This is a genomic window from Pantoea sp. EKM21T (genome assembly GCF_011800405.1).
Classification (GTDB): domain Bacteria; phylum Pseudomonadota; class Gammaproteobacteria; order Enterobacterales; family Enterobacteriaceae; genus Pantoea; species Pantoea agglomerans.
The window spans coordinates 152656-172754 of sequence record NZ_JAALFV010000006.1 but is presented as its reverse complement, the minus strand read 5'-3'; the positions used below and the strand labels follow the sequence as shown (position 1 = coordinate 172754).

14 protein-coding genes are annotated in these 20099 nt (G+C 56.2%); 6 read left to right on the top strand and 8 right to left on the bottom strand.

Annotated features, from left to right (window positions below; translation table 11 throughout):
• Nucleotides 1–9: 9 nt before the first annotated feature.
• The 5 genes from carA (at nucleotide 10) to HFD87_RS13895 (ending at nucleotide 8483) form a co-directional block, all read left to right on the top strand.
• Nucleotides 10–1158, top strand: a complete 1149-nt coding sequence (carA, locus tag HFD87_RS13915; RefSeq protein ID WP_010253731.1) for a glutamine-hydrolyzing carbamoyl-phosphate synthase small subunit — start codon at nucleotides 10–12, stop codon at nucleotides 1156–1158.
• A gap of 14 nt (nucleotides 1159–1172) precedes the next feature.
• On the top strand, nucleotides 1173–4400 hold the full coding sequence (carB, locus tag HFD87_RS13910; RefSeq protein WP_010253739.1) for a carbamoyl-phosphate synthase large subunit: 3228 nt from the start codon (nucleotides 1173–1175) through the stop codon (nucleotides 4398–4400).
• 253 nt (nucleotides 4401–4653) lie between these two features.
• Nucleotides 4654–5793, top strand: coding sequence for a porin (locus HFD87_RS13905; protein WP_010253747.1), 1140 nt, complete (start codon nucleotides 4654–4656; stop codon nucleotides 5791–5793).
• 234 nt (nucleotides 5794–6027) lie between these two features.
• On the top strand, nucleotides 6028–6510 hold the full coding sequence (folA, locus tag HFD87_RS13900) for a type 3 dihydrofolate reductase (RefSeq protein WP_167423566.1): 483 nt from the start codon (nucleotides 6028–6030) through the stop codon (nucleotides 6508–6510).
• 89 nt (nucleotides 6511–6599) lie between these two features.
• Nucleotides 6600–8483 (top strand): PhoX family phosphatase, encoded by a 1884-nt coding sequence (locus HFD87_RS13895; protein WP_010253756.1) that lies wholly within the window; start codon nucleotides 6600–6602, stop codon nucleotides 8481–8483.
• A gap of 33 nt (nucleotides 8484–8516) precedes the next feature.
• Here the strand turns inward: HFD87_RS13895 and apaH are convergent, their stop codons facing one another.
• Genes apaH through lptD form a run of 6 tightly spaced genes read right to left on the bottom strand, consistent with a single transcriptional unit; the run spans nucleotide 8517 to nucleotide 15330 of the window.
• A complete protein-coding gene (gene apaH, locus HFD87_RS13890; RefSeq protein ID WP_033787393.1) occupies nucleotides 8517–9374 on the bottom strand; it encodes a bis(5'-nucleosyl)-tetraphosphatase (symmetrical) ApaH in 858 nt (285 codons plus the stop codon).
• Between the two features lie 53 nt (nucleotides 9375–9427).
• Nucleotides 9428–9805, bottom strand: a complete 378-nt coding sequence (gene apaG, locus HFD87_RS13885) for a Co2+/Mg2+ efflux protein ApaG (RefSeq protein WP_003854807.1) — start codon at nucleotides 9803–9805, stop codon at nucleotides 9428–9430.
• Between the two features lie 3 nt (nucleotides 9806–9808).
• Entirely contained in the window at nucleotides 9809–10630 is an 822-nt protein-coding gene (gene rsmA / locus HFD87_RS13880; protein ID WP_003854805.1) for a 16S rRNA (adenine(1518)-N(6)/adenine(1519)-N(6))-dimethyltransferase RsmA, read from the bottom strand.
• Nucleotides 10623–11615, bottom strand: coding sequence for a 4-hydroxythreonine-4-phosphate dehydrogenase PdxA (gene pdxA / locus HFD87_RS13875; protein WP_167423565.1), 993 nt, complete (start codon nucleotides 11613–11615; stop codon nucleotides 10623–10625). The genes rsmA and pdxA overlap by 8 nt, the downstream gene beginning before the upstream one ends.
• Nucleotides 11605–12900: a peptidylprolyl isomerase SurA gene (gene surA, locus HFD87_RS13870; protein WP_010253800.1), complete on the bottom strand. Its 1296-nt coding sequence runs from the start codon at nucleotides 12898–12900 to the stop codon at nucleotides 11605–11607. The genes pdxA and surA overlap by 11 nt, the downstream gene beginning before the upstream one ends.
• A 54-nt stretch (nucleotides 12901–12954) precedes the next feature.
• Complete coding sequence (gene lptD, locus HFD87_RS13865) at nucleotides 12955–15330, bottom strand: LPS assembly protein LptD (RefSeq protein ID WP_010671814.1); 2376 nt, start codon at nucleotides 15328–15330, stop codon at nucleotides 12955–12957.
• Between the two features lie 182 nt (nucleotides 15331–15512).
• On the opposite strand from lptD, the gene djlA reads away from it, so the two are divergent.
• Complete coding sequence (gene djlA / locus HFD87_RS13860; RefSeq protein ID WP_010253811.1) at nucleotides 15513–16322, top strand: co-chaperone DjlA; 810 nt, start codon at nucleotides 15513–15515, stop codon at nucleotides 16320–16322.
• A gap of 63 nt (nucleotides 16323–16385) precedes the next feature.
• Here the strand turns inward: djlA and rluA are convergent, their stop codons facing one another.
• Both rluA and rapA read right to left on the bottom strand, forming a co-directional pair.
• On the bottom strand, nucleotides 16386–17039 hold the full coding sequence (gene rluA / locus HFD87_RS13855; protein WP_167423564.1) for a bifunctional tRNA pseudouridine(32) synthase/23S rRNA pseudouridine(746) synthase RluA: 654 nt from the start codon (nucleotides 17037–17039) through the stop codon (nucleotides 16386–16388).
• Between the two features lie 39 nt (nucleotides 17040–17078).
• On the bottom strand, nucleotides 17079–19985 hold the full coding sequence (rapA, locus tag HFD87_RS13850; RefSeq protein ID WP_010253817.1) for an RNA polymerase-associated protein RapA: 2907 nt from the start codon (nucleotides 19983–19985) through the stop codon (nucleotides 17079–17081).
• Nucleotides 19986–20099: the final 114 nt, after the last annotated feature.

Genomic DNA, 20099 nt, shown 5'->3' with positions numbered 1-20099 from the left:
GAGGATGTTTTGATTAAGTCAGCGCTCTTGGTTCTGGAAGACGGAACCCAATTCCACGGTCGGGCCATCGGGGCAACAGGGTCGGCAGTGGGAGAAGTCGTTTTCAATACCTCAATGACCGGTTATCAAGAAATCCTCACTGATCCTTCCTATTCCCGCCAAATCGTTACTCTCACTTATCCCCATATCGGTAATGTCGGAACCAATGCCGCCGACGAAGAATCCAGCCAGATTCATGCGCAGGGCCTGGTTATCCGTGACCTGCCGCTGATTGCCAGCAACTTCCGTAGTGAAGAGGGCTTATCCGCCTACCTGCAGCGCAACAACATCGTGGCGATTGCCGATATCGATACCCGCAAGCTGACGCGCTTGCTGCGTGAGAAAGGTGCGCAAAACGGCTGCATCATTGCGGGCGATAATCCGGATGCCGCGCTGGCGCTGCAAAAAGCTCAGGCGTTCCCGGGACTGAAAGGGATGGATTTGGCGAAAGAGGTCTGCACCACTGAGACCTACAGCTGGCAGCAGGGCAGCTGGACGCTGGAGGGAGGGCTGCCAGAGCAGGCCGACGCTGAATCACTGCCTTACCATGTGGTGGCTTACGATTACGGTGCCAAGCGCAACATTCTGCGGATGCTGGTCGATCGCGGCTGTCGTCTGACCGTCGTTCCGGCACAGACGCCTGCCGAAGAAGTACTGAAGCTTAATCCGGATGGCATCTTCCTCTCTAACGGTCCTGGCGACCCGGAGCCATGCGACTACGCCATCAGCGCGATTCAGGCCTTCCTGAAAACAGAGATCCCGGTGTTCGGAATCTGTCTGGGTCATCAGCTGCTGGCGCTGGCCAGCGGGGCTAAGACCGTGAAGATGAAGCTGGGCCACCACGGCGGCAACCATCCGGTGAAAGATCTCGATAACAATCGCGTGATGATCACCGCGCAGAACCACGGTTTTGCGGTCGATGAGAACAATCTTCCCGCTAACCTGCGTGTTACACACATTTCGTTGTTCGATAAAACCGTGCAGGGCATTCACCGCACCGACAAGCCCGCATTCAGCTTCCAGGGACACCCGGAAGCCAGCCCGGGCCCAGGCGATGCTGCGCCGTTGTTTGACCACTTTATTGAATTGATTGACGCATTCCGTCTGCAAGCGAAGTAATCAGGAGCTAATTCATGCCAAAACGTACAGACCTAAAATCCATCCTGATTCTTGGTGCCGGTCCGATTGTGATCGGCCAGGCCTGCGAATTTGACTATTCCGGTGCGCAGGCGTGTAAAGCGCTGCGTGAAGAGGGTTACCGCGTCATTCTGGTGAACTCCAACCCGGCGACGATCATGACCGACCCGGAAATGGCTGATGCGACTTACATTGAGCCGATTCACTGGGAAGTGGTGCGCAAAATCATCGAAAAAGAGCGCCCGGACGCGGTACTGCCGACCATGGGCGGTCAGACAGCGCTGAACTGTGCGCTGGAGCTGGAACGTCATGGCGTGCTGGAAGAGTTTGGCGTCACCATGATCGGCGCAACGGCTGATGCGATCGACAAAGCAGAAGATCGTCGTCGTTTCGACGTGGCGATGAAAAGCATCGGTCTGGATACCGCGCGCTCCGGCATTGCGCACACCATGGAAGAAGCGCTGGCCGTGGCTGAAGATGTCGGTTTCCCCTGCATTATCCGTCCCTCATTTACTATGGGCGGAACCGGTGGCGGCATCGCCTACAACCGCGAAGAGTTTGAAGAGATTTGCGAACGCGGTCTCGACCTCTCACCGACCAATGAGCTGCTGATTGATGAGTCGCTGATTGGCTGGAAAGAGTATGAGATGGAAGTGGTGCGCGATAAAAACGACAACTGCATCATCGTCTGCTCAATTGAAAACTTCGATGCGATGGGGATCCACACCGGTGACTCCATCACGGTGGCACCTGCCCAGACGCTGACCGACAAAGAGTATCAGATCATGCGTAACGCCTCGCTGGCGGTACTGCGTGAGATCGGTGTTGAAACCGGTGGCTCCAACGTGCAGTTCTCGGTTAACCCGAAAGATGGCCGCCTGATTGTCATTGAGATGAACCCGCGCGTGTCACGCTCCTCGGCGCTGGCCTCCAAAGCGACCGGTTTCCCGATTGCTAAAGTGGCGGCCAAACTGGCGGTCGGCTATACCCTCGACGAGCTGATGAATGATATCACCGGCGGTTTAACGCCAGCCTCGTTCGAGCCTTCCATCGACTACGTTGTCACCAAGATCCCGCGTTTCAACTTCGAAAAATTTGCCGGTGCCAACGATCGCCTGACCACGCAGATGAAGTCGGTCGGGGAAGTGATGGCAATTGGTCGTACTTTCCAGGAATCCATGCAGAAAGCGCTGCGCGGCCTGGAAGTAGGCGCTAACGGCTTCGACCCGAAAGTCCACCTCGACGACCCGGAAGCATTAACCCGCATCCGCCGTGAGCTGAAAGATGCCGGTTCAGACCGCATCTGGTACATCGCGGACGCCTTCCGTGCCGGCATGTCAGTGGATGGCGTGTTCAACCTGACCAATATTGACCGCTGGTTCCTGGTGCAGATCGAAGAGCTGGTGCGGCTGGAAGAGCAGGTTGCCCGTGAAGGGGTTAATAGTCTGGATGAGACGTTCCTGCGCGCCCTGAAGCGTAAAGGCTTTGCTGATGCACGGCTGGCGACACTGGCGGGCGTGGCAGAGAGCGAAATCCGCAAGCTGCGTCAGCAGTTTAACCTGCACCCGGTTTATAAGCGCGTGGATACCTGCGCCGCAGAGTTCGCGACAGACACCGCCTATATGTACTCCACCTATGAGGAGGAGTGCGAAGCCAATCCAAGTCCGGATCGCGAAAAAATCATGATTCTGGGCGGTGGGCCAAACCGTATCGGCCAGGGTATCGAATTCGACTATTGCTGCGTTCACGCCGCCCTGGCGCTGCGTGAAGATGGTTATCAGACCATTATGGTCAACTGTAACCCGGAAACAGTCTCGACCGATTACGACACCTCTGATCGCCTCTACTTCGAGCCGGTCACGCTGGAAGATGTGCTGGAGATTGTGCGCATTGAGCAGCCAAAAGGTGTGATTGTGCAGTATGGCGGTCAGACTCCGCTGAAACTGGCGCGTGCGCTGGAAGCCGCAGGCGTACCGGTTATCGGCACCAGCCCGGATTCTATCGACCGTGCTGAAGACCGTGAACGTTTCCAGCAGGCGGTTGATCGCCTGAACCTGAAGCAACCCGCCAACGCCACGGTGGCCACACTGGAGCAGGCGGTTGAGAAAGCCGCGGGCCTGGGTTATCCGCTGGTGGTGCGTCCTTCTTATGTGCTGGGTGGCCGTGCCATGGAGATCGTCTACGACGAGATCGACCTCAAGCGCTACTTCCAGACGGCGGTCTCGGTTTCCAACGATGCACCGGTGCTGCTGGATCGCTTCCTGGATGATGCGGTCGAAGTGGATGTTGATGCGATTTGCGACGGTGAGCGGGTGTTGATTGGCGGCATCATGGAACACATCGAGCAGGCTGGCGTTCACTCCGGTGACTCCGCCTGTTCACTGCCGGCCTACACCCTGAGTCAGGAGATTCAGAATGTGATGCGCCAGCAGGTTGAGAAGCTGGCGTTTGAGCTGAACGTTCGTGGCCTGATGAACGTCCAGTTCGCGGTGAAAGACAACGAAGTCTACCTGATCGAAGTTAACCCTCGCGCGGCGCGTACCGTGCCGTTCGTCTCTAAAGCGACCGGGGTCCCGCTGGCGAAAGTTGCCGCGCGCGTGATGGCAGGTAAAACGCTGGCAGAGCAGGGCGTCACTGAAGAGGTGATTCCGCCTTACTACTCTGTCAAAGAAGTGGTGCTGCCGTTTAACAAGTTCCAGGGCGTTGACCCGATTCTGGGGCCAGAAATGCGCTCTACCGGTGAAGTCATGGGCGTGGGCCGCACCTTCGCTGAGGCGTTTTCCAAAGCGATGCTGGGCGCACAGAGCAACATGAAGAAGTCGGGCCGTGCGCTGCTGTCGGTGCGTGAAGGCGACAAGAAACGTATTGTCGACCTGGCCGCTAAGCTGCAGAAGTTTGGTTTCGAACTGGATGCGACTCACGGCACGGCGGTTGTGCTGGGCGAAGCGGGCATCAATCCGCGCCTGGTGAACAAGGTGCACGAAGGGCGTCCGCACATTCAGGACCGTCTGAAGAATGGCGAGTATAGCTACATCGTTAATACCACGGCGGGTCGTCAGGCGATTGAAGATTCGAAACTGATTCGCCGTAGTGCCCTGCAGTATAAAGTGCACTACGACACCACGCTGAACGGCGGCTTCGCCACCGCGATGGCACTGAATGCAGACCCGACGGAACAGGTTATCTCCGTTCAGGAGATGCATGCCCAGATCAAGGCGATGTAAGGCGATATAATGTGAAAAACGGCTCCTGCGGGAGCCGTTTTTTTTGACCATCTTATTGGCGATAATCCGAAAGCAGGGTCCAGGGAAAGCAAAGAGTTTGCGTTAAAGTGACTGATTTGGCTTAATTTTTTAGCTATAGGTGCGAATAAGGCCGGTTCGCACAAATTTATAATATAAACACTTCCTGTGCGGATTTTTCGTCAGTACTATGCCTGCCGCTCATCACTGGAGCGTATCAGGACATAAATAAAAAATGAAAATGCGTACTTTTTCTCTGAGTGCAGTGGCTGCACTGATGGCAATTCTTCCTTTCGCCAGCCAGGCGGAAATTACCCTGTTGAAACAGGATCCGCAGGCAGGCGATCCGCTTAGCCGTCTTAACTTTACTTTTGGCGGCAGCATTCGTGCTCAGTTCAATCATCAGACCGGCGTGGATGATAAATCCTACAAGCGCGACGGTTTTGATGGCGGCACCCGTTTCCGTTTCGGCGCTGACTACTACCTGTTTGATGACGTCAGCTGGATCAGCTACTACGAGCTGGGCGTTAACGTCCCGGCGGTCTTCAGCTGGGATCGTCACTATGCGGACGGTGCCAATAACACCACGCGTCGTCAGCTCTACACCGGTCTGAAAAGCAAAACCTGGGGCCAGCTTACCTTTGGTCAGCAGAACAGTGTCTATTACGATACCGTGGGCGCCAAGACCGATATCTGGGATTACGACATGGTCGGCCAGGCTCCGGGTAACGGGATCAACGGCGACTACGACGGATCTTACCGCTCACGCAAACAGCTGAAGTATAAAAACAGCTTCGGCGATGCGGATCTTTACGCCTCTTATCTGTTCGAAGATAACGAGTATCTGCCAGGCAACGGCCTGCGCTATAAGCGCAAAGGCGGCGGCTCGCTGGGTGTGGACTACCACATCACGGACGATCTGAGCTGGGGCACGGCGTGGAACTACACCCGCGCGGCGATGCGTAACCCGAACAACGGCGACAGCCGCGATTACGATCAGAACATTTACGGCACCGCGCTGAGCTGGACTCCAGGCAACTGGACGTTGTCAGCCGGCGGTGGCTGGTATGAGAACTTCATGACCACCAAACGCAAAGATGTGCATGACTACTTTGCCGGCGACGCGTGGGGCATTGAATATTTCGCCGGTTACAAGATTCCGGTGGGGCAGTATGGTCTGAAAGCGGTACAGCCATATGTCATGGGCGATCGCATTGAGTATGCGACAGGCCGTGATTATCAGCGCATCGACAACGGTCTGGGTGTGGTGCTGTTCCTCGACTACGGTTTCCGTGTCGATTACGAACATGTGTTTACCTCCAGCACCGATAACCTGGGTGATATGAATCTGGTGCGTCTGCGCTACGACTTCTGATAACCCTGACGGCTCCTCCGGGAGCCGTTTTCTTTTGCGCACGACTTTTGTGCCAGCATAAGGCCGATCGCTGGCGAGCTGCGGCAAACTGACGCGATTAGGCGGTGAAAAACGCTGCACAGGCCTTGAAAAACGACGTCATGAAAAGCTTTACGCAATTAGACCTTTCCCCCTATCGACGAAAGTTTCACCTTTACGTATCATGGCGCCAATTTTTTTCAGTGAGTGGTTAACATGATTAGTCTTATCGCGGCATTAGCAGCAGATCGCATTATTGGAATGGAGAACGCCATGCCGTGGGACCTGCCTGCAGATCTGGCGTGGTTCAAGCGCCATACGCTGAAGAAACCGGTGATTATGGGCCGACTGACCTTTGAATCTATTGGCCGTCCGTTACCTGGCCGACTGAATATCGTGGTCAGCAGCCAGCCGAGCACCACCGAAGGCGTTACCTGGGTCACTTCGCTGGATGAGGCATTACAGGCAGCCGGTGACGCTGAAGAGATCATGGTGATTGGCGGTGGCCGCGTCTATGAGCAGATGCTGAAGCGTGCCGATCGTCTCTATCTGACGCACATTGATGCGGAAGTCGAAGGTGATACGCAGTTTCCGGATTACGAGCCGGATGAGTGGCAGTCAACGTTCAGCGAATTCCACGACGCTGACGAGCAAAATTCCCACAGCTACTGCTTTGAGATCCTTGACCGTCGTCGCTAATCCCCCCCTGCCGGGCTGTAACCTGGCTGTCATCTTTATTCATTAGCATTGCTTCTTTTCTGGGATCGACACAAAGGAAGCAATCACTAATGAAAATCGAACTCTCCGCATTAAGCACTGACCGCCTGCCTGATCCACTGCGTCGTAAATTCCTTGCCGGTTCCGGTGCTATCGGCCTGACCGGCTTTCTCAGCGGCGGCCTGACGCTCTCGGGCAGTGCACTGGCACAGGAGAAGCCTGCGGGCAGCCCACTGCTGGGCTTTCAGGCGATTGCCGCGTCCACGGCCGATGAGATTGTGGTAGCCCCTGGCTATCGCGCCGACGTGTTGATCTCCTGGGGTGATCCGCTGGTGAATGGCGCAGCCGCGTTTGATCCGCAGGGCAACAACAGCGCCGAAGACCAGGAAAAGCAGTTCGGTGACAACAACGACGGTATGAGCTTCTTCGCGATTAATGACCATCGCGGCGTGATGGCGATTAACAATGAATATGTGAATGAGCCGACGCTGTTCGCCCACGGCGGCAGTAAAGCGACCAGCCTGGAAGATGTCAAAAAGTCGCAGGCGGCGCACGGTATCTCCATCGTTGAAGTCAAACGGGGTGAGGACAATCGCTGGCAGGTGGTACGTCCCTCTGACTATAACCGCCGCATTACCGCCAATACTCCGATGCGCTTCTCCGGTCCGGCAGCGGGGGATAAAGCGCTGCAGACTGCCGCCGATCCGCAGGGAATGCATGTCCTGGGCACCTTTGGTAACTGCGCCAACGGCAAAACGCCGTGGGGCACCTATCTCACCTGTGAAGAGAACTACGACACCTACTTTGGCACCCATCAGGCGGACTTTACGCCGACCCCACAGCAGAAGCGCTATACCCTGAATGCCGCTGAGCCGGAGCGCAACTGGGCCGATTTTGATCCCCGCTTCGATATCGCTAAGAATCCCAACGAATTTAACCGCCACGGCTGGATTGTCGAAATCGATCCTTTCGATCCTCACTCCGTGCCGGTAAAGCGGACCGCGCTGGGCCGCTTCAAGCACGAGAATGCCGCCGTGACGGTCGCGAAAACCGGCCAGCTGGTGGTTTATATGGGCGACGATGAGCGCGGCGAATATATCTATAAATTTGTCTCAGATGACAAGGTCACTCCGGATGATGCTAAAGCCAATCACGGACTGCTTGATAAGGGCACGCTCTATGTGGCGCAGTTCAACGGCGATGCGCAGGGCACGCCGCTTAAAGGCACCGGGCGCTGGCTGGCGCTGAAGTGGGGCGAAAATGGACTCACCGCTGAAAAGGGATTCAATAGCCAGGCCGATGTTTTGATCAATGCGCGTGCCGCGGCAGATGTGGTCAACGCAACGCGAATGGACCGGCCGGAGTGGATTGCGGTTAACCCGCATGACGGCCGTGCCTACTGCACTCTGACCAACAACAACAAGCGCGGAAATGAAGGCATGCCGGTCAATGCAGCGAATCCGCGGCCAAAAAATATCTACGGTCAGATTATTCGCTGGGATGAGAAGGGCGATGCTACCGCGCAGACGTTTGAGTGGGATATCTATGCGCTGTGTGGCAACCCGATAGCACATCCTGAGGGGATCTATCGTGGCACACCGAACATCACCGCGGAGAATACCTTTAACAGTCCGGATGGGCTGGGGTTTGATGCGCAGGGGCGGTTATGGATCCTGACCGATGGCAAGTACAGCAACAAAGAGGATTATCAGGGGCAGGGGAATAATCAGATGCTGGTGGGTGATCCTGATAGTGGCGAGATCCGCCGGTTTATGGTCGGTCCAAAATCGTGCGAGCTGACCGGTATTACCTTCACGCCCGATTACAAAACGCTGTTCGTGAATGTGCAGCATCCCGGCGAAGAGGGTGACTCGCACTTCCCAGACAACAGTCCGCGTCCGCGGTCGTCGGTGATTATGATCACCCGTGAAGATGGCGGCATTATCGGCGCATAAAACAGGATGCTGGCCTGATGGCCAGCATCGCCGTTATAGCGTGGGCGGTGCCAGACTTTCGCTGGAGGCCAGGGCTTTTTCGCGATTAGAAGGTTGCACCACATAGCGCTGCGTCTCCCAGTGCAGCAGGGTCAGCGTTCCGCCCCAGCAGCAGCCGGTATCCAGCCCGATAATGCCCTCTGGCGTGCCTTTGCCTTCCAGCGAGGCCCAGTGACCAAAGACGATGGTGTAGTCACGTGCGACCGGCCCCTCAATGTTAAACCAGGGTTTCAGCGGCGGAAGCGCCGATTCCGGGGCATCTTTGCAGATCATGTCCAGCTGGCCGTTGGGGAAGCAGTAGCGCATGCGGGTGAGGGCGTTGGTGCTGAAGCGCAGACGCGCCAGGCCGGTCAGATCTTCACTCCAGTTGTTCGGCATGTCGCCATACATGGCATCCAGGAACAGCGGATAACTGTCGCTGGCGAGAACCGCTTCGACTTCACGCGCACACTTTTTCGCGGTCTCAATATCCCATTGCGGCGTGATACCGGCGTGTCCCATCACCAGCTTTTTCTCTTCATCAACCTGTAACAGCGGCTGACGACGCAGCCAGTTGATCAGCTCATCCGCATCATCCGCTTCCAGCAACGGGGTCAGGCGATCTTTAGGCTTGTTACGGCTGATGCCGGCGTAGACCGCCAGCAGATGCAAATCGTGATTGCCCAGCACCAGACGCACCGCGTCGCCCAGCGATTTTACGTAGCGTAAGACTTCCAGTGAGCCAGGACCGCGCGCCACTAAGTCGCCGGTCAGCCACAGGGTATCCTGTTCAGGATTGAAGTCGACCTGTTGCAGCAATGCACGTAATTCATCGTAGCAACCGTGAACGTCGCCAATCAGGTATGTGCTCATAACGTTTTATCCATCAGGAAGGTGCCCGACTTAACGGGCAAAAAGCGTGTGAATCAATGAATGTGGGTCTGAATGGCGAGGCGGAACACCGGGATCTCTACGTGAAAAGTGTCACCCTGTTCGTCGACCATCACATAGTGCCCCTGCATGGTGCCCATCGGGGTTTCGATCACGGCCCCGCTGGTGTACTGAAATTCATTGCCTGGGGCGATAAGCGGCTGTTCACCGACCACGCCTTCACCCTGAACTTCCGTTTCGCGGCCGTTACCGTTGGTAATCAACCAGTAGCGTCCCAGCAGTTGCACTGAGGAACGGCCCAGATTGCGTATCGTAATGGTATAGGCGAAGACGTAGCGATCATCATCCGGTGAGGATTGTGAGGCGACGTACTGGCTTTGCACATGGACGGAGACGCGGGCCGTTTCACTCATGACTTACTCCTGCGATTTTCCCTGATGATTCGCCAGCCAGTTCGCCAGCTGACAATATTGCGCCACCGAGACGTTCTCGGCACGCAGGGTTGGATCTATGGATAACTCTTCCAGCGCACCCGCGGCCACCATGTGGCTCAGGCTGTTGCGCAGCGTTTTACGACGCTGGCCGAACGCTTCAGTGGTAATACGGCTCAGGATACGCACATCGCTGACCGGATACGGCGGCTCGGCATACGGCACCAGACGCACCACGGCAGAGTCCACTTTCGGTGGTGGCGTGAAAGAGTGCGGAGGCACTTCCAGCACCGGAATGATCTGGCAGTAGTACTGCGCCATCACCGTCAGACGACCGTAGGTTTTGTTACCCGGACCGGCAACCAGACGATTAACCACCTCTTTCTGCAGCATGAAGTGCATATCTTTGATCGAACCAGTATAGCTGAAAAGGTGGAACATCAGCGGGGTCGAAATATTGTACGGCAGGTTACCAAATACCCGCAGCGGCTGGCCTCTCTCCTGCGCCAGCGCGGCGAAGTCGAATGTCATGGCATCCTGCTGGAAGATAGTCAGTTTCGGGCCAAGGAACGGATGCGTTTCCAGACGCGCAGCGAGATCGCGGTCCAGCTCTATCACCGTTAATTTATCGAGGCGTTCGCCTACCGGCTCGGTTAAGGCACCCAGGCCTGGGCCGATCTCCACCAGCGCTTCGTCGCGCTGAGGATGGATGGCGGAGACAATGCTGTCGATAATGTACTGATCGTTCAGGAAGTTCTGCCCGAAACGTTTACGGGCGTAGTGCCCCTGATGGACGCGATTATTCATTACTGCTCTTGATCATAGTGATGGCGAGGTTAAGCGCCGTGATGAAGCTGCCCGGCTCAGCCTGACCCAGGCCAGCGAGTTCAAGCGCGGTGCCGTGGTCAACTGAAGTCCGGATAAAGGGCAGGCCCAGGGTGATATTTACCGCCCGTCCAAACCCCTGAAATTTGAGTACCGGCAGGCCCTGGTCGTGATACATCGCCAGCACCGCATCGGCGTATTGCAGATATTTGGGCTGGAAAAGGGTATCCGCAGGCAGCGGGCCGGTCAGATTAATGCCCTGCTGACGCAGTTCATTGAGTGCCGGCGTGATGGTCTCGATCTCTTCCCGACCCATGTGACCGCTTTCGCCGGCATGAGGGTTAAGACCACAGACATAAATATGCGGTTCGGCAATCGCAAACTTCTGCTGCAGATCACGATGCAGAATCGTAATCACTTCATGCAGACATTCACGGGTTACCGCAGCGGGCACATCTTTCAGCGGCAGATGGGTGGTGGCCAGTGCGACTCGTAGCTCTTCTGTCGCCAGCATCATGACCACCCGATGGCCGCCTGCGCGATCGGCGAAGAATTCGGTATGGCCGGTAAAGGCGATGCCGGCATCGTTAATCACGCCTTTATGCACCGGGCCGGTAATCAGGGCAGCGAATTCACCGTCGAGACAACCGTCGCAGGCGCGCGTCAGCGTGGCCAGCACATAGTCGCTGTTGGCGACGCAAAGCTCGCCGGGTGTGACCGGCGCTGCCGTTTCAATTGGCAGGATAGTCAGTGTACCCGCCTGCTGTGGCTCGGCTGCCACACCAGGCTGGTAGGGCCGCAGGGTCAGCGGCAGACCGAGTTGCGCCGCACGCTGCTGCAACAGGGCAGGCGAGGTGCAGACCACCAGTTCAACCGGCCACGACTGCTGGGCCAGCTGAACGGTAAGATCGGGACCAATCCCGGCAGGTTCGCCGGGCGTGATCACCACACGGGCATTACTGCGCATTGCCATCCAGAATCTTCACGTAGGCACTGGCACGTTGTTCCTGCATCCAGGTCTGCGCTTCTTCCGCGAACTTACGGTTAAACAGCATACGGTAAGCACGCTCTTTCTGGGCCGCATCGGTTTTATCCACCTGACGGGTATCCAGCAACTGAATCAGATGCCAGCCGAAAGAGGAGTGAACCGGCTGGCTGGTCTGGCCTTTCTGCAGGCGCAGCAGCGCGTCACGGAACGCCGGGTCAAAGACTTCCGGAGAGGTCCAGCCGAGGTCGCCGCCCTGGTTCGCCGAACCCGGATCGTCAGAGTACTGTTTAGCCGCCGCCGCAAAGGTGGTTTTGCCACTGCGGATATCGTTAGCAATCTGCTCCAGCTGTGCGCGTGCCTGATCGTCTGTCAGGATCGGCGATGGCTTCAGCAGAATGTGACGCGAATGGACTTCGGTGACCGAGACATTTTTGCTCTCGCCACGCAGGTCGTTCACTTTCAGGATGTGGAAGCCCACACCAGAGCGCACCGGCCCGACGATATCGCCTTTTTTGGCGCTTGAGAGTGCCTGAGCAAACAGGGTCGGTAACTCTTCGATTTTACCCCAGCCCATGTTGCCGCCTTTCAGCGCCTGGGAGTCGGCAGAGTAGGTCACGGCCATCTTGCCAAAGTCAGCGCCATTTTTCAGTTCGCCAACCAGCTGTTTCGCCAGCGTTTCCTGCTCATCAACCTGCTGTTGCGTCGGGTTTTCCGGCAGCGGCAGCAGAATATGACTGACGTTCAGTTCAGTACCCTGGCTGTTCTGAGAGCCGATCTGGGTAGCAAGCGTATCCACTTCCTGCGGCAGAATCGTGACACGACGACGCACTTCGTTGTTGCGCACTTCGGCGATAGTCATCTCTTTGCGGATCTGAGAACGATACACGCTGTAGTTCATGCCGTCATAAGCCAGACGGCTACGCAGCTGATCAAGGCTCATCTTGTTCTGCGCAGCGATGTTCTGAATAGCCTGGTCCAGCTGCTCGTCGCTGATCTGAATTCCCGCTTTATCACCCATCTGCAGGATGATGTTGTCCATGATCTGACGTTCCAGAATCTGATGGCGCAACGTTTTATCATCCGGCAACTGCTGACCAGCCTGCTGGGCCTGAGATTTAACGGTGCTCATCATGCCATCCACGTCACTCTCAAGAACCACGCCGTTATTGACCACGGCTGCAACTTTATCAACGACTTGTGGTGCTGCGAACGCGGTGTTGGCACTGATTGCCACACCAAGAATCAGCATTCTCCAGTTCTTCATACTTTATCCATTGTTGGTTCCGCACTGCGGGATTGCCTGTCAAACATCACAACATCAGAAAGCAGGCTGGTAAGGGATAATGCCCTGACGCAGCATATCGTTGGTGCCTAAGCCATAGTTCGGACTCAGACCACGCAGCTCAATGTTGAATGAGATTTGGTTGTCATACTTACTGTCGTTGTTTTCCCAACCGTTAATTTTGCGTTCGTAACCGACCCGGATAGCGTAACAGCATGAGCTGTATTGCAGGCCAACCAGTTGTGAAGCCGGACGCGTGTTGCGGGTATCGTAGTAGTAAGCGCCTACCACAGACCATGCGTCGGCAATCGGCCAGCTGGCCGTAGTACCTACCTGTGAAATCCCATTTTTGTAGATAGGATTCGTGACCAGGCTGCTATCGTTCAGCGCGGTCGCAACATACTCCGGGCTGCTGTAACGGTAGCTCAGCTGCACCATGCGGTCGGCATCACGACGGTATTCCAGTACGGTATTGCCCTGGGAGACGTTGTCGAGTTTGGTGTCATATTGCAGTCCACCACGGACGCCCCAGCGATCGCTGATTTTCCAGTATGTATCGCCAGCCCAGATCAGGCTGCCGGTATCATCTTCTTTACTGGTTTGATTCACACCAGTACGAGAAGGGGTAAACGAGTAGATTTGACCTACAGAAACGTTAAAACGTTCAACCAGATCGTTATCATAAATACGCGAGGTGACGCCGGTAGCCACTTCATTGGCGGAAGCGATGCGATCCAGGCCGCTATAAGTACGATCGCGGAACAGACCGGTGTAGTCGGTTTGCAGCAACGTTGAGTCGTACGGATAGATATTGCTCTGATTACGATACGGGATATAAAGGTACTGCACGCGCGGTTCCAGCGTCTGGGTATAACCCACCGCCGAGTTCATATCGCGGTCAAACACCAGACGACCATCAACTTTAAATTGCGGCAGGGTGCGGTTGACAGACTCATCCAGTTCGCCGCTCTTATCACCCCTGAGACCATTGGCAGCGTTGTTATAGAAATCAACGTCAGTCTGCTGATAGTGGGTCGCCAGGAACTTCGCTTCGGTATCCAGGCTGGCCCAGCCGTTTGACAGCGGCAGGTTCAGCGTTGGCTCAACATGTAAACGGGTCGCTTCGGGATAGCGGCTGCTGACGTTGGTGAACTTCACCGCCTGGGCATAAACCCGGCCATCAAACGGGCCGATATCGTTCTGATAGAGATTGACGTCCAGCTGCGGCATGGCGCGGTAGACGTTATTGCTGGTGGTATCGCCGAACACCTGGAAATCTTTGGTGGAGAGCGTAGCGTCCCAGTTGGTGTCCGCATAGCCGATGCTGAATTTCTGCGTGGCGTAGTTGTCGGTCGAGCTGTAGTACTTCGAGTCGAGATCGTTGAAGTAGTACTTATCGCTGACCTTGGTGTAGTCCGCGTTGAAACGCCAGTTCTGGTCATAGACACCGGCATGACGCCAGTAGAACAGCCAGCGATCGGAGCTGTCATTTTCGGCGATGCCACGCACCGCTTTGTCGTTATCGTACTGTTTGTCCGAGCCGAGGTAGTCGAATTCAACCAGACCCGCACCCAGCGTGGTCAGATAACGGAATTCGTTTTCAAACTGCATGCCGCGCTTACTCATGTAGTGCGGCGTGATGGTCGCATCGGCCTGCGGCGCGATGTTCCAGTAATAGGGCAGCGTGAACTCAAAGCCGTTGTTGCTGCCATATTTTGCATTCGGGATCAGGAAACCGGAGCGGCGACGATCGCCAATCGGTAACTGCAGATAGGGGCTGTAGAACACCGGAACGGAACCGATTTTAAAGCGGGCGTTCCAGATTTCCGCCACTTCCTCTTCGCGATCCTGGATGACCTCTGAACCCACCACGCTCCAGCTGTTGGAGCCGGGCAGACAGGAGGTAAAGGTGCCGTTTTCCAGAATGGTGTAGCGGTTATCGCCGCGCAGCTTCATCTGATCTGCGACGCCGCGCCCCTGACGATCTACCATCTGGTACTGACCATTCCAGACGTTGGTATCTTTGCTGTTGAGGTTTGACCAGGCTTTCGGACCTTTCAGGATGACCTGATTGTCATCGTAGTGCACATTACCCAGCGCATCGACGGTACGTACGGGCGCGGTCTGGCCTTCCTGCTGACGCTGATGAAGCTGGACTTCATCCGCCTGCATACGGCTGTTGCCCTGCTCAATATTCACATTACCGGTGAATACCGCATCGTTGGGATAGTTCCCTTTGGCGGCGTCGGAGTGAATGGTGACGGGCATCTGATTCGTATCGCCATTCACCAGCGGGCGGTTATAACTCGGCACGCCTAACATACACTGCGACATCAAATCGTCGGCAAAGGCTTGCTGGCTAATGGCTGCGCCGATCAGTGTGGCCAGCAGGGTAGGTATATGTTTTTTCATACGCGGTATCGAGAATTCCATGAAAACTGGCATCATGCCGACAATCGGGTCAGAGACTAACTTACTGCCCGGCGTTGCGCCAGTGTTAATCCTGGTCAGTCAGCGTTGCCGTTAGGCGCTGAGATAAATGACAGGTATGATAATGCAATTTTCAGCCGCAAGCATGGCGAATTGAGGAGTTTATGCGCTACTGGGGAAAAGTTGTGGGTCTGGCGGTGGGATTACTTTCCGGCGCAGGCTTTTGGGGTATTGTGATCGGTTTGATCATTGGCCATATGATTGACAAAGTACGCGGCGCGCAAGGCAAGGCTTACTTCTCAAATAATCAGACCCGACAGACGCTGTTTTTCAGCACCACCTTTCAGGTGATGGGCCATCTGACCAAGTCAAAAGGGCGCGTCACGGAAGCGGATATTCAGATTGCTTCGCTGTTAATGGAGCGGATGCAACTGCACGGTGACTCTCGTACGGCTGCCCAGCGCGCGTTCCGCGAAGGCAAGCAGGCGGATTATCCGTTACGCAGCAAACTGCGTGAACTGCGCAGCGCCTGTTTTGGCCGGTTTGATCTGATTCGGATGTTCCTGGAGATCCAGATTCAGGCCGCCTTTGCCGACGGTTCACTGCATCCCAATGAGCGCCAGGTGCTCTATGTGATTGCCGAAGAGCTGGGCATTTCACGCGGTCAGTTCGATCAGTTCCTGCGCATGATGGAAGGTGGCCAGCAGTTTGGCGGTGGTCAGCGCAGTTCAGGCGGTTTTCAGCAGGCGCAACGCGGGCCAACGCTGGAAGATGCCTGTAGCGTGCTGGGTGTGAAGAGTAGCGACGACGCCACCACCATCAAACGCGCCTACCGCAAACTCATGAGCGAACATCATCCTGACAAGCTGGTAGCGAAAGGGTTACCACCAGAGATGATGGAGATGGCGAAGCAGAAAGCGCAGGAAATTCAGGCGGCGTACGATCTGATTCGCAAAGAGAAAGGCTTTAAGTAAACACCCTGTTCCGTGGCCGCTTCTGCAACAGAGGAGGCCACGGTGACAGGCGAGCAGTAAACCTTAAAAATCGGCGGGCTGACGAAACGTCATGGCATTACCAAATGCCGGATGGGTAATGGTCAGTGACTCCGCATGCAGCAGTAAACGGGGCGCCATCGCTTTGGCCTCCGGATGCGCATAGAAGTTATCCCCCAGAATCGGATGGCCCAGCGCCAGCATATGCACCCGCAGCTGGTGTGAGCGGCCGGTAATCGGTTTCAGCGAAACACGCGCACTGTCATCCGCACGATATTCCAGCACCTGATATTCCGTCTGCGCGGCTTTGCCGGTTTCGAAGCAGACCATCTGCTTCGGACGATTTGGCCAGTCGCAAATCAGCGGCAGGTCAACCAATCCCTCTTCCTTCGCCGGATGACCCCAGATGCAGGCCACGTAAGTCTTGGAAGGCTCCCGCTCACGGAACTGTCGTTTCAGCTCGCGCTCAGCAGCCTTAGTCAGCGCCACGACCATTACGCCGCTGGTCGCCATATCCAGTCGGTGGACAGATTCAGCCTGCGGGAAATCACGCTGAACCCGCGTCATCACGCTATCTTTATGTTCGTCCAGCCGACCGGGTACCGAGAGCAGACCGCTGGGTTTGTTCACCACCATGATGTGCGCATCCTGATAAAGGATGTGCAGCCAGGGTTCACGCGGTGGGTTGTAAGGTTCCATGGGGCTTTCCAAAAATAAGGGGCCATGCGGCCCCTGAGCTTACTGGTGTGTCACCACAATCAGGCGCAGCGCGTCGAGACGCCAGTTGGCCTGATCGAGACTTTCCAGCACCTGTTCACGGTTGCTTTCCAGTGCCTCGACTTCATCGTCACGGATGTTCGGGTTCACCGCTTTCAGCGCGTTGAGACGGGAGAGTTCTGCGCCCAGCTTCTCATTCGCTTCGGCACGCGCTGCATCAATCACCGCACGCGCTTCGCTGACCACGCTCTCTTCGCCCTGGGTCAGAATCGCATGCACATCCTGCTGCACCGCATTCACCAGTTTACTGGCGGTATGACGGTTAACCGCATTCAGCTGACGGTTAAAGCTTTCGAACTCCACTTTGTCCGCCAGGTTAGTGCCTTTGGTATCCATCAGCAGACGGATTGGCGTTGGCGGCAGGAACCGGGTCAGTTGCAGATGCTTCGGTGCCTGTGCTTCAACCACATAGATCAGCTCGACCAGCAGCGTCCCCACCGGCAGCGCCTTGTTCTTCAGCAGTGACAGTGCGCTGCTGCCGGTATCGCCCGACAGAATCAGATCCAGACCGTTGCGGATCAGCGGATGTTCCCAGGTAATGAACTGGGTATCTTCGCGTGACAGCGCCTGATCGCGGTTAAAGGTGATGGTGCAGCCATCTTCCGGCAGGCCAGGGAAATCGGGCACCAGCATGTGGTCGGAAGGGGTCAGCACAATCAGGTTATCGCTGCGATCTTCCTGATTGATACCAACGATATCAAACAGGTTAAGCGCGAAGTTCACCAGACCGGTGTCGTTATCCTGCTCGCTGATGGCATTGGCCAGTAGCTGAGCCGATTCGCCGCCGTTGGAGTTCAGCTCCAGCAGGCGATCGCGACCCTGTTCCAGCTGCAGTTTCAGCGCGTCATGCTGTTTACGGCAGTCGGTGATAAACGCATCAAAACCTTCGCTGTTTTCCGGCGCGGCCAGATAGCCGATCAGTTGCGAATGGACGCTGTCATAGATTGTCCGGCCGGTCGGGCAGGTGTGTTCAAACGCGTCCAGCCCTTCGTGATACCAGCGCAGCAGAACCGCCTGTGCGGTCTGCTCCAGCCACGGTACCAGAATCTGAATGTCGTGCGCCTGACCGATACGATCCAGACGACCGATACGCTGCTCCAGCAGGTCCGGGTTAAACGGCAGGTCGAACATCACCAGACGGCTGGCAAACTGGAAGTTACGGCCTTCAGAACCGATCTCGGAGCACAACAGCACCTGCGCGCCATTCTCTTCTGAGGCGAACCAGGCGGCAGCACGGTCACGTTCAATGATCGACAGACCTTCGTGGAACACCGCTGCACGGATACCTTCGCGTTCACGCAGTACCTGCTCCAGTTGCAGCGCGGTGGCCGCTTTGGCGCAGATCACCAGCACTTTCTCTTTGCGGTTGGTGGTGAGATAGCCCATCAGCCATTCCACGCGCGGATCGAAGTTCCACCAGGTGCCGCTGTCGCCTTCAAATTCCTGATAAATCTGTTCCGGATAGAGCAGGTCACGCGCCCGCTCTTCTGCACTTTTTCGCGCGCCCATAATGCCGGAGACTTTAATCGCCGTCTGATACTGCGCAGGCAGCGGCAGGCGGATCTGGTGCAGTTCGCGTTTCGGGAAGCCTTTAACCCCGTTACGGGTGTTACGGAACAGCACGCGGCTGGTGCCGTGGCGGTCCATCAGCATGGAGATCAGCTCCTGACGCGCCTCCAGCTTGCCGTCACGGTCGCTGTTGGCGACCTGCAGCAGTGGCTCAATATCCTGCTCGCCGACCAGATCGTTGATCCGGTTCATCTCCTCCTGGGAGATCGCTTTATCGGCCAGCAGCGCGGTGACGGCATCGGCAATCGGACGGAAATGCTGCTGCTCTTCAACAAAGGCGGCAAAGTCATGGAAACGATTAGGGTCGAGCAGACGCAGACGGGCGAAGTGACTCTCCATGCCCAACTGCTCCGGCGTTGCGGTCAGCAGCAGAACCCCGGCGGTTTTCTCAGCCAGCTGTTCGATAACCTGATATTCACGGCTGGGCTCGCCTTCTGACCAGGCCAGATGGTGCGCTTCATCGACCACCAGCAGATCCCATTCGGCATCGGCCAGCATCTCAAGACGCTGCTTGTTACGGCGCACGAAGTCCAGTGAGCAGATAATCAGCTGCTCCGTCTCAAATGGGTTATCGCTGTCGTGCTGCGCTTCGGTATAGCGATCGTCATCAAACAGCGCAAAGCGCAGGTTGAAGCGGCGCAGCATCTCGACCAGCCACTGATGCTGTAAAGTTTCAGGTACCACGATCAGGACGCGATCGGCGCGGCCAGCCAGCAGCTGCTGCTGGATGATCATCCCGGCTTCAATAGTTTTACCCAGGCCAACTTCATCGGCCAGCAGGACGCGCGGCGCATGGCGGCGGCCGACATCGTGGGCGATATGCAGCTGGTGAGGGATCAGATTGGTGCGCATGCCGCGTAATCCGCTGATTGGCAGGCGATATTGCTCACTCTGGTATTTACGGGCGCGGAAGCGCAGGGCAAAACGATCCATCCGGTCGAGCTGGCCGGCAAACAGGCGATCCTGCGGCTTACTGAACACCAGCTTGCTGTCGAGCATGACTTCGCGCAGCATCACTTCGCTCTCTTCGGTATCCAGACGGGTACCGATATAGGTCATCAGGTCATTTTCGTTGCGTACTTCATCGACGCGCATCTGCCAGCCTTCGTGGCTGGTGATGGTATCACCCGGATTAAAGATGACGCGGGTAACTGGCGAATCGTTGCGGGCGTAGAGGCGGTTTTCCCCCGTGGCCGGAAACAGCAGGGTGATCATGCGGGTATCGATCGCCACCACGGTGCCCAGTCCCAGTTCACTTTCCGTATCACTAATCCAGCGCTGACCTAATGTAAAAACCATATATTTTTTGCTCGAATTTTAACGTTTTTAGAGGTGTTCCCAAAGCTCAGGCAATAGCGTTACCGCCAGACAACAAGGCCTGGAGCGTACTTAAGAGCGGTGAGTTTCAGGAAG